The 13,801-nt window shown below is 61.3% G+C and carries 10 protein-coding genes, 1 tRNA gene and 1 pseudogene; 8 read left to right on the top strand and 4 right to left on the bottom strand.

Annotated elements, in window-relative coordinates:
* Positions 1-216: 216 nt before the first annotated feature.
* Positions 217-839 (bottom strand): annotated as a pseudogene (locus LB553_RS04390) (LysE family translocator).
* 433 nt (positions 840-1,272) lie between these two features.
* Between LB553_RS04390 and LB553_RS04385 the strand changes: the two are divergent.
* Positions 1,273-2,919: a hypothetical protein gene (locus tag LB553_RS04385; protein WP_224510979.1), complete on the top strand. Its 1,647-nt coding sequence runs from the start codon at positions 1,273-1,275 to the stop codon at positions 2,917-2,919.
* On the top strand, positions 2,919-4,757 hold the full coding sequence (gene recQ, locus LB553_RS04380) for a DNA helicase RecQ (protein WP_224510978.1): 1,839 nt from the start codon (positions 2,919-2,921) through the stop codon (positions 4,755-4,757). The genes LB553_RS04385 and recQ overlap by 1 nt, the downstream gene beginning before the upstream one ends.
* A gap of 35 nt (positions 4,758-4,792) precedes the next feature.
* On the opposite strand, the gene LB553_RS04375 is transcribed toward recQ, so the two are convergent.
* Positions 4,793-5,365 carry a TetR/AcrR family transcriptional regulator gene (locus tag LB553_RS04375; RefSeq protein WP_224510977.1) on the bottom strand — a complete coding sequence of 191 codons (573 nt, stop codon included), beginning with the start codon at positions 5,363-5,365 and terminating at the stop codon, positions 4,793-4,795.
* A 142-nt stretch (positions 5,366-5,507) separates the two neighbouring features.
* Between LB553_RS04375 and LB553_RS04370 the strand changes: the two genes are divergently transcribed.
* The gene (locus LB553_RS04370) at positions 5,508-6,263 is read left to right on the top strand and encodes an MBL fold metallo-hydrolase (RefSeq protein WP_224510976.1); all 756 of its coding nucleotides are present in this window, start codon (positions 5,508-5,510) and stop codon (positions 6,261-6,263) included.
* A gap of 86 nt (positions 6,264-6,349) precedes the next feature.
* On the opposite strand, the gene LB553_RS04365 is transcribed toward LB553_RS04370, so the two are convergent.
* Positions 6,350-6,991 (bottom strand): hypothetical protein, encoded by a 642-nt coding sequence (locus tag LB553_RS04365; RefSeq protein WP_224510975.1) that lies wholly within the window; start codon positions 6,989-6,991, stop codon positions 6,350-6,352.
* 584 nt (positions 6,992-7,575) lie between these two features.
* Here LB553_RS04365 and LB553_RS04360 point away from each other — a divergent pair.
* The 5 genes from LB553_RS04360 (at position 7,576) to LB553_RS04340 (ending at position 13,420) form a co-directional block, all read left to right on the top strand.
* Positions 7,576-8,937: a DNA methyltransferase gene (locus LB553_RS04360; RefSeq protein WP_224510974.1), complete on the top strand. Its 1,362-nt coding sequence runs from the start codon at positions 7,576-7,578 to the stop codon at positions 8,935-8,937.
* A complete protein-coding gene (locus LB553_RS04355) occupies positions 8,934-9,686 on the top strand; it encodes an ImmA/IrrE family metallo-endopeptidase (RefSeq protein ID WP_224510973.1) in 753 nt (250 codons plus the stop codon). Before LB553_RS04360 ends, LB553_RS04355 begins: the two co-directional genes overlap by 4 nt.
* A 9-nt stretch (positions 9,687-9,695) precedes the next feature.
* Entirely contained in the window at positions 9,696-10,916 is a 1,221-nt protein-coding gene (locus tag LB553_RS04350) for a hypothetical protein (protein ID WP_224510972.1), read from the top strand.
* Positions 10,917-10,927: 11 nt separating this feature from the next.
* Positions 10,928-12,829, top strand: a complete 1,902-nt coding sequence (locus LB553_RS04345; protein WP_224510970.1) for an ATP-binding protein — start codon at positions 10,928-10,930, stop codon at positions 12,827-12,829.
* 189 nt (positions 12,830-13,018) lie between these two features.
* Complete coding sequence (locus LB553_RS04340; RefSeq protein ID WP_224510968.1) at positions 13,019-13,420, top strand: hypothetical protein; 402 nt, start codon at positions 13,019-13,021, stop codon at positions 13,418-13,420.
* A gap of 81 nt (positions 13,421-13,501) precedes the next feature.
* Here the strand turns inward: LB553_RS04340 and LB553_RS04335 are convergent.
* A tRNA-Ser gene (locus LB553_RS04335) sits at positions 13,502-13,591 on the bottom strand.
* Between the last annotated feature and the right edge of the window lie 210 nt (positions 13,592-13,801).

Raw genomic sequence — 13,801 nt, 5'->3', positions numbered from 1 at the left:
CCCATCCGAGCAACCCTCGTCTTTTAATCGCACGAAAGGGCGGGCCACCGATCTCCGCCTCGGAACATGACGTCTAGACTTTTCCGGAGCCGCTCCATCCAGCCGCGTGATCGCGGCGGCCCGCCGCGAGCAGGCGATGCGCGGCATCGAGTATGGCCTCGACCGGCGCGTCGGCGACATAGGCCGAACGGCCTCGCCTCGGCGCCGTGACGACTTCTAGCGCTGCTGCAGCGCCAGGCGTAGGCCGAGCGCGCAATAGATGCCGCCGACCACCTTGCCTTGCCATTTCAGCACCGCCGGATTGCGGCGCAGCAAGGAACCCAGGCCGCCCGCGCTGACGGCGAAGACGACGGTGCTGAAGAGCCCGAGCAGGACAAAGATGATGCCCAGCAGCATCAGTTGCAGCACCACGAAACCGGCTTGCGGGTGCACGAATTGCGGCAGGAACGCCAGGAAGAACAAAGCCGTCTTCGGGTTGAGCACTTCGGTCAGGATCGCCTGCCGGAACGCCCGGCCCGCGGAAATGGGCAGCGTCCTGCCCGCTAGGTCGGCCGGCGCCTTTTCGAGAATGGCGCGGATGCCCAGATAAACGAGGTAGGCCGCGCCGATATATTTGACGATGCTGAACAGCATCGCCGAAGCGGCGATGATGGCCGAAATGCCGACGATGTGATAGTGTGGATCACATCGCCCGCGGCGACACCGGCGCCGGTGGCGATGCCGACCTTGGTGCCCGAGCTCGTCGCCCGCGCGACCGTGAGCAGCGTCGCCGGTCCCGGAATGAAGACGAAGCCGAACACGACGGCGACATAAGTGATGAGCGTGGCGGGATCGATCATCCGAAGGTTCCTTTTGCATTGGCCGCCGGCAGCGGACGGCAGCCTGGCGTTATAGCACCGCAGGTTGCGCCGGTGGAACTCTCATCGGCGGCAGCGGCGCCGCGATTCGAAGTGGAAACGTGACATCCTGCCAGGCTTCGATGATTCGTCACGCGTCCAACACCTCGCCTGCGCGGTGTCCCCCGGTATGGCCTTCGAGCTTCCGTTTCAACGGACGCCGTTGTATCGAAACGACAAGACCGAATGAAGCCAGACCGGCAATCGAGCCGAGGCGCCTGCCGCTGGCGGCGCCGGCGGGATCAACCCTTGAAGGAGCTAGCTTGGAAGAGCAAGCGACATGTGAGACCCGGCGATGCCGGGCTGGAACGTGCAGGCTCCACGACAGGCGCGCTTGTCGCCAAGATGGAATCGGCGACCGGAAGCAGCCTGCCGCATGATCGCGCCACCCATTCTCACCGCGAGCCGGCTTGGGCTTATTGTGACGCCGGACATGTTGCCCGGCGGCGATGGGATCAACATCAACGGGCCGTCGCTTATCGGCATGCCGGACTGGGCGCCGGGGCGGCAGGGCGCCTACTATCTCTATTTCGCCGATCACGGGGGTTCCTATATTCGCCTCGCCTACGCTGATTCGATCGAAGGCCCGTGGCGCATCCATCCCGGCGGGGTACTGTCCCTCGCTCAATGTCCGTTCATCAAAGGCCACATCGCGTCTCCCGACGTTCATGTCGATCAGCGGAATCGCCGCTTCGTTATGTATTTTCACGGGCCGGCAAAAGGCGGAGAAGGCCAGACGACCTTTGCCGCGACATCCGGTGACGGCCTTCATTTCAATCCGCTTTCCGAGCCGCTCGGGCCTTCCTATGCCCGGTTCTTCCGCCACGATCAGTGGTGGTACGGTCTTCTCGGGACAGGAGCCATCACCGTCTTCCGCTCCAGGACCGGCATCTCCGATTTCGAACGGGGTGCGGTCGTTCTGTCCGGCATGAAGCATCTTCCCACCCCGAGGCATCTTGCACTGCAGAAATCCGGTCGCTGGCTGCGGGTCTTTTACACGCGCAGGGGCGACGCGCCGGAACGGATACTTCACGGCACGATCGATCTCGCCGAGGACTGGAGAGGCTGGACGGTCAAAGGCGAGACCGAACTGCTGCGGCCGCAGACGGACGTCGAAGGCGCGGGCTTGCCGGTTTGCCCCAGCCGGGACGGGCCGGCCGAAGGCGCGGAGAACGCGTTGCGCGATCCTGCGATTTTCGAGGAGAGAGGCCGCACCTGGCTGCTCTACGCCGTTGCCGGAGAGAGCGGCATCGCCTTGGCCGAGATCACGTCGAGGGACGTTCCTGGCAAAGCAGCCCGGATGCCGGCGACCACTCTACGCCGTGGCGCAAGACGACTGTTCTGGCGATTGCGCAAGGCAGCGCCCCGGCTGCCCTCTGCAATGACGTTTCGCAAAAGAATCTTCATTGCCGGCTGTGCTCGCAGCGGAACCACGCTAAGCCGTCGTTTGATGGCGTGTTTCGACGATATCTATGTTCATAGGGACGAAGCGCCGTATCAGGCGCTGCTCGAACTGGATCGCCCCGAAGTCAATCTGGTCGTCAAACGCACCTATGAGAGCCATAAGGACATCGAGCATCTGCCTGGCTCGGTCGGATTGATCTATTGCGTGCGGCATCCTTTCGACGTGCTCACAAGCTCCCATCCAGAGACGGTGAACGAACGGCGTTTTCACGTAACGACCGAGCGCTGGGAGGCGGAGTATGACGGGTTGACGCGCCTTAGAAAGGCTCAACCCGAAAGAGCCGTTTTCTATCTGCGCTATGAGGAATTGATCGCCGAACCCGATATCGTCCAGGGCAGGATCGCCCGGTCGTTCGGTCTGTCACCGGTCACGCTTTACAGCCGCGATGCGGACAATCCGATACGGCCGACGTCGCTGAGAAAATGGGAGCGCAATGAAGAATTCCAGACCTATCTGCATGGCCTGCCAGCGGCGTTCCTCGCCCGCGTGGAGAGCTTCTGCCACGAATTCGGCTACGAAATGCCGGCCTACACCTTGAAGGCGGGAACGGCGCTGTGATGCCGGCGCAGGCAGTGAGCATCCGGGCCGAGGATCACAAGCGGCGCGTCCTGAAGGATGTGTTCGGCTTCGACGATTTTCGCCCCGGGCAAGCGACCGTGATCGAGGCGTTGCTGTCCGGGCGGCATGTGCTGGCGGTGATGCCGACAGGCGCCGGCAAATCGCTCTGCTATCAGGTTCCGGCGCTGGTCAAAGGCGGGCTTACCATCGTGGTGTCGCCGCTGGTGGCGCTGATGCAGGACCAGGTCGCCGCCTTGCGCCTTGCCGGCGTGGCCGCCGACACCATCAATTCCTCGCTCGACCGCGACGCCAATGTCGCTGCCTGGCGCCGCGTGGCGTCCGGGCAGACGCGGCTGCTCTATATGGCGCCGGAGCGGCTGATGACGGAGCGGATGCTCGAAGCCCTGTCCCGGCTCGATGTCGGCCTGATCGCCATCGACGAGGCGCATTGCATCTCGCAATGGGGACCGGCCTTCCGGCGCGAATATGAAGACCTGTCGCAATTGCGCGGCGTGTTTCCGCAGGTGCCCATCATCGCGCTGACGGCGACGGCGGACGAGGCCACGCGCGCCGACATCGAAGCGCGGCTGTTTGCCGGGCGCGCCGAAACCCTGGTGCTGGGCTTCGACCGGCCGAATATCAAGCTGGCGATAGAGCCCAAGCAGGACAGCAAGCGCCAGCTGCTGCGCTTCATCGAGCGTCACCAGGGCAAGAGCGGCATCATCTATTGCCTGTCGCGCCGCAAGACGGAAGAAATGGCGGCTTTCCTGGAGAAGAACGGCGTGCGCGCGCTCGCCTACCATGCCGGCATGAGCAAGGAGGCGCGAGAGGCGAACCAGAACACCTTCATGAGCCTGTCGGGCGTCGTCATGGTGGCGACCATCGCCTTCGGCATGGGCATCGACAAGCCCGACGTCGCCTATGTCTTCCACACCGACCTGCCCGGCAGCCTCGAGGCGTATTACCAGGAGATCGGCCGCGCCGGCCGCGACGGCCGAGCGGCGGAAGCGCACATGCTCTACGGCGCCGGCGACATCCGCACGCGCCGGATGTTCATCGACGACGAGGATACCTCGCCCGAGCACAAAAGACGGGCGCATCGCCGGCTCGACACGCTGATCGGCTATTGCGAGACGGCGCAGTGCCGGCGCCAGGTGCTGCTCGGCTATTTCGGCGAGGAGGCGCAAGCCTGCGGCAATTGCGACAACTGCCTCGACCAGGCGCCGCGCGCCGATGGCGGGACGGAGGCGCGGATCATCCTCGCGGCCGTCGCGCAGAGCGGCGAGCGCTTCGGCGCCGCCCATGTCATCGATATCCTGCTCGGCCACGAGACCGAAAAGGTGCTGGCCAGAGGCCATCAGCAGCTCGCCAGCTTCAGGACCGGCATCATGCACCGGAAGCCGGTCTGGCTGTCGCTCATCCGGCAACTTGTCGCCGGCGGCTTCCTGGTGCCGGATCCCGACGGCCATGGCGGCCTCGCCATCTCGGAAAGCGGCCGCGCGCTCGGCCGCGGCGAGGTTGCGTTCGAGTATCGCGTCGAAGGCCGGGACCGTCTGGCGCGCGGCAGGAAGCGTGCCGCGCAGGGTTCCGCCATGGGCGGCGAGGGCGTGGACACTTCCTTGTTGGCCGCGCTCAAGACGCTGCGGCTGCGGCTTGCCAAGGAACGCCAGGTGCCTGCCTATGTGGTGTTTTCCGACCGCACCCTGATCGACATGGCCGAGCGCCGTCCGCGCGACCTCGACGACTTCGCCGAGGTGAACGGCGTGGGTGCAGCGAAGCTCAAGGAGTTCGGGGAGGCGTTCTTGAGTGCGATCGCGGCGCACCCGTCAGAAAGCTGACAAGACGTATATCTCAGCCTACTGCCGCCGGAGTCTCAACCCACGCCTTGGACGGCCTGAACCATGGCGTTTACGGCTTCAACGGGCTGCAGGCCAGCTTCGCGCACCAGCGTGCGCCAGGTGAAGAAGCTCAGCGCCACGCGCAGCATCGCTCGCTGGCTGCCGCCAAGGCCTTCGCCGAGCACTGCCTGGCAGGTCGCGAAATACGGGCCGATGCTCGTCTCGACAGCCTCCCGGGTTGGCGGGTGATGTTCGGCGTCGCGCAACACGCTGGCCACCACGCTTTCATTGCGCCCGTACCACTCGTAGATCGCCAGCAGCGCGATCCGCATCCGTTCGCCTGGGTCGGCCACAACTCGCCACGGCTCCGGGCTCGGCAGCGGATGCGTCTCGATGTGCGTGCTCGAGCAGGCCTGCAGCAGGCTGCGCTCGTCGGGGAAGTGGGCGTAGAGCGTGTGTCGCTGAACGCCGGCACGCTCGGCGACCAAGCTGAAGGTCGTTGCTGCGGGGCCAATGCTCCCGTGCAGGTCGATCGCAGCTTCGACGATGCGCCGCCGGGTTTCCGCCTGCTGCTCGGCACGGCGTTTAAGGGTGTATTTGCGGGTCATCTATTTAAATGCACATGCATGTGCACCCATTGTTGACAGGGTTCTAATATTTCGCTACACACATATGTACTTCGATTTTGGTCGAAGTCCAGCCCTGGGTAACCGGGAGAGGGAACGCAACCATTGTTTTGGAGGAGATTCCATGGAAACGAAAATCGACGAAATCGCCGAGGGCATCTACCGCCTATCGACCTATGTATCGGACATTGCTCCGCCCGTCGGCTTCACCTTCAACCAGTTCCTGGTCATTGGCGATGAGCCGCTCATGTTCCACACCGGCCTGCGGAAGATGTTCGCGCTCAACCGCGACGCGCTTGCCCGCATCATCCCGCCGGAGCGTCTTCGCTGGATTGGATTTGGCCATTTCGAATCCGACGAATGCGGCGCCATGAACGAATGGCTCACCGTTGCGCCGCAAGCAACGGCCGCGCACGGACAGACAGGCGTCTACGTGTCGCTCAACGATTTCGCGGATCGTGCGCCGCGGGTGCTGAAGGATGGCGAGGTGATCGACATCGGCGGCGGCAAGCGCGTGCGCTTCATCGATACACCGCACACGCCGCATGGTTGGGACGCCGGCGTCATGTACGAGGAATCGACCGGCACCCTGCTCTGCGGCGATCTGTTCACCCAACTCGGCAACGACCGCGCGCTGACCGACGGCGATGTTGTCGGCCCGGCGATCGCCGCCGAGGATCTGTTCAAATATTCGGCACTCAATCCCGGCATGGGCACGACCATCCGCGAGCTTGCCAAGCTCGCGCCACGCACTCTGGCGCTCATGCATGGCCCGTCATTTTCCGGCGACGGGGCTGCGGCCCTGCGGGCGCTTGCCGAGGACTACGACCGCCGTGTCTCGGCTCAGATGGCCGAAGCCATGCAGAGGCTGGCAGCATGAGCGCGCCCGTAGAGGGCACAAAGACGGACTGCCGGATCACCGGCGTTTGCGGCCGTCAGGGGCGCACCTGCCCGAACGCCGGCTTCCTATGCCGCATCCTGCTTCGGGCTCAGGATGTCAGTCCTGCGAAGGGCGCCGCGCGAATGCGTAACCTGAAATGAATGAGCGGCCTCCTTCGCCAAGGCTTCGGAGGCCATCTTCGCGAAGGATCGCCCCGGTCCTACCAAACTCGAAGTGCGAAGCGGGATGGAGCCGCCCGATGGATCAGGCGGCGACACCTTGAACTCAACCCTGCAATCGCCTTGAGCCGGCAAACGCCAAAGGCACACCCGGACGTCCTTCCCGACATAGCACGCGCCTTCGCGGCGAAGCTCTCCCCAATCGCCTGCCTCGCCGTGCGTGTCGCGAATATCCGCGTTGCCGTAGCCTGCCCAAAGATCACCGTCCTTGTACATGACGGCCCAGTAATCCTTCGACATCTCACCGGCCCCGCTATGCGTGTCGGGATAGTCGATGCCTGCAAAAACCTGCTTGGGCCCCTGGATATTGAAATCGCCACCCTTCTCGATTTGGTAGGAGCATCTTCCGGAGATGCGGGTCTCGCCGTGAACGACGAGCAGGCAGCGGCCCCATTTATAGCCGCTCGGCAAACGATGCTGCGGTTGCGCATGCGACGGTGAGAGGGAAAAGGCAATTGCCAGGGCAACCGCGATTGTGCGCGCGATCATCTTGTCCCCCGTTGTGAAGCCGCGACCGGACATTCTTAGATTTCGCCCCGAGCGCATGTAGTCCTCTGCGCAACGACCCCTGAGATCGTGGTATTATCGATCACGGTCGGATTTTTGTCACGTGAAGGCTGCGGAACTTCATCCGCAGGCCGGTGTGGCGCGGTGAGGGATGTGAAGTGGAGGCTCACGGTAACGCCAGCTTCGGCGAGGTGATTGCAGAGTCCGGCAACGCGGCATCCAACCACGCGGAAGTCACCATAAAGCACAGCCCCGGCATGCGCCGCCGGGGCTGTGCCAGATCTAGTCACACCTAAAAGGGAGCGCGAGTTCCGCGAAGTTGGACCCTCACCGCCGTTCCCGCTTGGAAATTGCTTGAATGCACGCCAAATTCGCTTCTACGTCGGCTGAAAAGCGCCGCCCTGCGAATTTGGCGGCTGCCGGCGCGCCTCCCAAGGGCACTCGTTCGAGCCGCTAATCAGGAAAAAGTAGCCTCGATTAGAGAAGTATTTGGCCTTTTCTCGACTAAGAGTTACCAGTTCCAATTGGGTCGCCTAAAGTGCGGTCCTTACTTTGCTGGGGGGATCATGCGCAGATTGGAAACCGATGCTGATGCGTCAGCGTGGCCGATCGTTGATGAACTGACTATTGCGCCTCCACTGATCCCTCGGATTATCGGGCCATCACACGATAGCGATCTCAGCGCGGCAGAGAGGTCACTTGCGGCGGTGGTCGCAACCAAGGGTGTGGCGACAAGAGGTCGGCGGCCGTTTCCTCATCCTTTCCCGGCCCGAATGCCGCTCGAAGTAGCGAGGGCAGCCGTGACACAGTTCAGCATGCCTGGAGACACAATTCTGGACCCCATGTGTGGCTCAGGCGTGGTTGCAAGGGCCGCACAGCTTGAGGGCCGGAAGGCAATCGCTCGCGACGTTGATCCGCTAGCGATCTATCTTTCACGCGCACTGTGCGCTGCGGCGCCTCCAAGAGAATTTCTGGCGCTCTCAGATGAGGTTCTCGCTCGGGCCAATGTTCTCGCCGAAGGCACGGGCTACCTTGGTAAAAAGCTCTCCACCTTACCCGCAGAGGACCAGGCATTTGTTTCCTATTGGTTCAAGGATCGTGCGGCGACAGAGTTGTTTGCCCTTGCCGAAGCACTCGACGATCTGCCTCCCTCCCCAATGCTACTCTTCGCGGCTGTCACGTTTTCTGCATGCATCATCTCACGTGAGGGCGGCGCTTCCATGGCAATGGACCTCTCACGCTCTCGACCACACCGGGTGCCTACGAGAGCCCCGAAGCCACCCTTCGAACTTTGGGTTCGGAACAGCGCGAACGTTGCAAAATACCTTGAAAGCGCGAGCGACCAGGAACTCTCGGCAAACATATGCCTGGGAGATGCAAGGGATCTAGATCTGGACGATGAGAGCGTTGATGCCGTGATCACGTCGCCGCCTTATGTCAACGCAATCGATTACTTACGGACCTCCAAGTTCACCCTCATTTTCTTCGGTCATGAACTCATTGAGTTGCGAGCAATTCGATCGGCTTCCGTCGGGACTGAACGGGGCCTGGCGATCGGAGAATTGCCGGACAAGTTGGAGCTAATGGTTGATGCCGGCGTAGCCGATGAGAGGCGAAAACCCTTGTTGCGCCGGTATGTGCACGACATGCTTTCTGTTCTTCAAGAGACGGCCAGGGTACTCCGACCGGGAGGCCAAGCGCTCTTCGTGGTCGGGCCCTCCATTCTTAGCCGGCGCGAATACGATGGGGCACGAGTTCTTACCGAGATTGCTCGCGTTGCAGGTCTAGAAACCTTGGGCCATGATCGGCGCGATCTAAGTTCGGCAAACCGGTCGCTCCCCCCGCCGAATAGAAACCAACGCGTCGCCAGCATCCATAAACGGATGACTTGCGAACTGTATGTCGCCCTTCGCAAGGCTAGCAAATGACCGACCGGGCCGAGCAACTTATCCGGGCGCACGAGCGACTTCTCGCAAATGACCCGACCGCTTCGGCTGACCTATTTCGGATCGCTCAACGCCCTCTTGCCGCGACGGTATACCGGCAGCATCGAGCCATGGGTATTACGTGGGAAGATGCGATCTTTCCAGCGGCAGACCGCGACCTCCGTGGATGTTTGGTGGCCCACCGGGGGCACGGATTTATCTTCCTCGACGGAGCCATGGACCCGGACGAAGAGCGGGTGACGCTAGCGCATGAGGTCGCTCATTTCCTCCGACACTATGAGCGCCCCCGCCTTATGGCGGTTCGAAAGCTCGGGCCGGAGGTGACTGCAGCTTTAGACGGAAATCGACCATTAGCGGCCTCGGAACGCGTAGCTGGCATCCTCCGCGACGTGCCCTTGGGTCCGTACCGCCATGCTCTCGGGAGGGATGAAGTTGGAAGGCCCGATGAATACACGCTGACGCTGGAGGCGGAGGCCGACCTCCTTGGTTACGAGCTGTTGGCGCCTAGCCGACGTATCGCGAGTTCGTCCGTGCCGGGCCTGGACTGTCGAGAGCTCTTAGAGGTGGCCTACGGCTTCCCGCCAGAAAGCGCCTTCGCGTGGGCGCGCTGGATCGATGCTCGTCGGACCACCGATCGGTTTCTTGATCGTCTACAACTCGCCGCCAAAAAAATTGAACTGCCTGTCGAAACCAGCGGGTTGTGCCGGAAGAACGCTAGCAAACGTCCTTAAGGAACCCCGATGTCGGATTTGAACTCAAACAATTTGTCTGACGACGGCCTTGAACCCGTCGACGAGATCGCGGTCGAGCCGGCGGAGTACAAGGCAATAACGGGTGAAAGCCTGGGTGATACGCTCGACATCAACACTTGGCAATCGGGGGTCCGGGCGATCCAGGCGTTCGACCGCCTGGAGCAAGAGATTGAACAAGCGGAGCAGTTAAGCGATGGCCTACGGAAGTCGATCCGCGAAAACATCTTCCCGCATATTCGTTCTCCTGGCGCACCTCCATGTGCCGGCGTCTTTCGCGCCACCCTCGCTGATGTGAAGGCGGCCCAAAACAACGTGCTTTTTAATGGGCTTGTCGAGGCGTGCGACGCAAACAGCCATCTCTTTCATACATTGTCGATCCAAATCATCCAGATCGCCGTCGCGACAACGTCCTACTACGGTCAAGAGGAAATGTGGGCGCACCGGATTTACCGGCGCGACATCCCGTTAAAGGGAGGCCCATCCGTGTTAGATGAGACCCTCGAAATCCTGCGCCGTCGATCCGGTGGCCCCGAAAACAACGGCGGGCGTCGCAAGATTACTGACATGATGCGGCGGGGCGTCATGACGTACATGGAAAGAGTGGTTCTGGCCGATAAGGCCCAAGCCCCGTGGCGCGTCGGTCACGGGAACCCCCTGGCCTATGAGCTCTTGAGCGGCGCGGGCATCACCGAATTGATCCAGAAGTCCATTCCCGTCCTCGATCGACTGATCCTTCAGCATAAGCGCTTCCTTTTCATCCCTAGCACAACGAAAAAAGAACACTTTCTCACGATAGGCGACGCGCTCGATCCCCTTGAATACGCAATCATCGACGACGCCACCGCGGACCTAGATCGCATTCTCGAAGGCAATTATCGCGGCGAATGGAAGTCGGTCGCTGACAATGAGCTAACACCATTCTGTCGAGAGGCGGGACCAGCGGTGGTCGCCGGCGTCTACCGCGCCTCGGCCATGGCACCTGCGCGGATGTTCTACGCGCACAGAGACTATGCACATGAGGCGGCGCACATCGCTATGGCCGATAGCGTCCTTCAAGAACATCGCGGCTTCCCGATGTTGATCGACATGGCGGATGGGATCTGCGGCACGTACTTCGGGGCTGAGACCCTGAACCGGCCAAGCCTCACAGCGCTGAGCAACGCCGGGCAGCCCTACCGGTATTTGGATGAGCGCACGACTAGAGCATGATAGGAGTGAACATGTTGAACGAACAAAATTACACTGCGAAGCCTGAGCCAACCATTGCGCCATCGCCAGCAGAGGCGCGCAACTCGTTGGCGCGCGACGCTGAAGCAAACGGTGGGGCCTACGAAGAGCCCGCTGAATACAAAGGCTCGATCGGCCGCACGACTTTTGACGATAGGTCGAGTTCTGATGGCACGGTCACGGTGGTGCTGCCGCCGGAGAACATTGACGTTGTCCCGTCGCAAAGTTTGTTGAAAATTCATAGCGTCGCGGACCAGCGCGAATACATTGCCACCGTGACGGCTGGTCCGTTTTGCGAGCCTGATGGCCTGCGCGCCGACGCTCCTGCCCTGATCGCGTCTGTCGTAAATCGGGCCATGATTATGCCCCGCCACCATGGCCGGGTACAGGCAACTATCATCGGCCAACGGGTGGGCAGCGGGCTAACAGCAGCGCGACATCGCCCAAAGCCAAACTCGCCAGCGCATTCGGTTCCCGATGCTGAGATGGCGGACATTCTCAGCCTGAACGGCAACATTCGCCTCGGTCTCGTCTACGGGCACGACACTGTTGAAGTAAAAGTCCCGAGCCACGAGAAGTCGGTCCTGCCTCGTCACACTGCCGTCGTCGGCACCACGGGCGGCGGTAAGAGTACAGGCGTTGGACGCTATACCGCAGGCCTCCAGGAAAGTGGCGTGTGCACATTTTTGTTCGACGTAGAAGGGGAATACGCGAAGCTCAATGAGGCAACGGACAGCCCGCATCTCTTGGCTGCATTGGCGGAACGCGGTCTAGAGGCCCATGGTGTCGACAATACCCATCTGTATCATTTGGTGGGACGTGACTGCGCAAACCCTGGTCACCCGAACCGGACGGCCTTTTCGCTGCGGTTGTCTGAGATTTCTCCTTTTGCGTTCACCGAGATCATGGATCTCAGTCAGGCCCAAGAGGACCGGCTACTAAAAGTCTACGAGATCGCCAAAGGTCTGATGCGCGATCTAAAGATTTTTCCACGTGAGGGGGAGAAGCGCGACCAAGAACTTGTGCTCGAAATCGATGAATTTGAGCGTGGCTGGCCACTTATGACGCTTGATCACCTCGGTTATCTGGTAAGCGGTATAATCGGGTTGGCAGAGGGGCAGAACGACGAGCCATCCTTCTATCGGGCACGGGGTTTCACAGGGAACTGGATCCAGATCAAGCGGACTATCATGGCTCAGATCGGTGGGGTCCACGACGACGATGATGATGAGAAAAAGGGCCGCAAAGGCGGGCCGAAGTTCGGCGACACCCGAAGCTGGAAGGTCGTTGCCAGTAGGCTGAGCCGGCTGCGCCGCCTGGGCGTGTTTGACAACGGGAACGCGTCGCCGCTCCGATACACAGACATGCTCGCTCCTGGACGAGTGAACATCATCGATCTCTCAGACTTGGAGAACATGGACGTTCGCAATCTGGCCATCGCCGAAATCCTGCGCGGAATTTTGATTTTTCAGCAAGAGGCCTACGACGAGGCAACGGCGGCAGGAGAGAAACCGCTCGCGACGAACGTCATCATCGAGGAGGCACACGAATTCCTTTCCGCGAAGCGAGTGACAAAAATGCCGACGCTACGCGATCAGCTCGTACGCATCGCTAAGCGTGGCCGAAAGCGACACCTCGGATTGACGTTCGTCACGCAGTCGCCGAACGATCTGCCGGATGAGGTACTTGGCCTCGTCAATAACTGGATCATCTACAAGATCGACGATCCGATAGCTCGCCGCCTCCGCAGTTTTGTTCCGAATGCGGATGAAAGCCTATGGCATATGGTGCGCAGCCTTGGCCAAGGTCAGGCATTGGCGAGCTTCACCCATATGCGACGACCAGTGATTGCCGCAATGGACCCGTCTCCAGGTATGCTACGGATGACGGACTAGGAGAAGCTCAACGTCCGCGCTGTGGCGCCTCGTCTGCCTGACTTGTCAGAAAGTTCGAAAATAGCGCCGCTTTGTTCCTGCGGCATGTATGCTTTTCCCAGCGCGCGGCTGGGCAGGCCGGGGGGCGGGGTCGGCTGGCACCGACGCTAACCTCGCGCGGGGCGGCACGACGGAGGTCGAGTAACAAGCATGGCCGAAAATCGGGCTCCAAAACCAAACATGCGCGATCTTATGGCGTCAGTCGCATATGTGCTCATGCACTGGGGATGGCTGGAGGAAGAAGTTCGCGGCCGCATTGAGGCAATCGAGCCAGAACGCCTGTTGTCCAAAGGGTCAATATGGGCGCACTGGCGCGCAATTGAGCCAGAGGTCTGGCTGCGGCTCCGGAGCAACATCGAGATGCTTGTCGATATCAGGAATTGCCTTGCACACGGGCTATGCGGTGCAACGGCGGACCCGCGTAGCGCCGACGAGCCACATGTGGTTTGTCGAACGGCAACTGGCAAGCGAACGATCACAATGTCCGAGTTGGAGAGCGTTGCTGACGCGCTTCATCTGGCAAGAAATGAGGTGCACGATGCTCTCTATTGAAGCTGCTGGTGGGAAAACTGGTGGGAAAGGATGTGCCCCAGAAGTAAGAACCGCAGAAATCTGGGCTTTTCGGGGCTTGACTGGCGGAGAGGGAGGGATTCGAACCCCCGATACCCTTGCGAGTATGCCGCATTTCGAGTGCGGTGCATTCGACCACTCTGCCACCTCTCCGCGAGGTCATGGTCGGCCGTTGCCGGCGCGGCGCACTAGATAACGGCTGACTGCTCCGGTTACAAGGCCCTATTCGACCGATTTCCGGCTTCCGCGAAAAGCGATTGCGACGGGACGGACCGATATTTGCCGGCAACGTCGCTCGCGGCCTCTCCAACGACAAGCCGCTTGCCTTGACTCCGGCGCAACCTTCGGTTAGGGACAGCCCGC

The organism is Mesorhizobium sp. CA8 (assembly GCF_020164955.1).
GTDB lineage: Bacteria > Pseudomonadota > Alphaproteobacteria > Rhizobiales > Rhizobiaceae > Mesorhizobium.
This window is presented reverse-complemented; position numbering and strand designations above follow the sequence as displayed.

Bases quoted from the DNA above. Each gene is read 5' to 3' on its own strand.
- LB553_RS04360 (WP_224510974.1), top strand. From the start codon at position 7,576: ATGCGCAGATTGGAAACCGATGCTGATGCGTCAGCGTGGCCGATCGTT.
- LB553_RS04375 (WP_224510977.1), bottom strand. From the start codon at position 5,365: ATGACCCGCAAATACACCCTTAAACGCCGTGCCGAGCAGCAGGCGGAA.
- LB553_RS04340 (WP_224510968.1), top strand. From the start codon at position 13,019: ATGGCCGAAAATCGGGCTCCAAAACCAAACATGCGCGATCTTATGGCG.
- recQ (WP_224510978.1), top strand. From the start codon at position 2,919: ATGCCGGCGCAGGCAGTGAGCATCCGGGCCGAGGATCACAAGCGGCGC.
- LB553_RS04350 (WP_224510972.1), top strand. From the start codon at position 9,696: ATGTCGGATTTGAACTCAAACAATTTGTCTGACGACGGCCTTGAACCC.
- LB553_RS04370 (WP_224510976.1), top strand. From the start codon at position 5,508: ATGGAAACGAAAATCGACGAAATCGCCGAGGGCATCTACCGCCTATCG.
- LB553_RS04355 (WP_224510973.1), top strand. From the start codon at position 8,934: ATGACCGACCGGGCCGAGCAACTTATCCGGGCGCACGAGCGACTTCTC.
- LB553_RS04365 (WP_224510975.1), bottom strand. From the start codon at position 6,991: ATGATCGCGCGCACAATCGCGGTTGCCCTGGCAATTGCCTTTTCCCTC.
- LB553_RS04385 (WP_224510979.1), top strand. From the start codon at position 1,273: ATGATCGCGCCACCCATTCTCACCGCGAGCCGGCTTGGGCTTATTGTG.
- LB553_RS04345 (WP_224510970.1), top strand. From the start codon at position 10,928: ATGTTGAACGAACAAAATTACACTGCGAAGCCTGAGCCAACCATTGCG.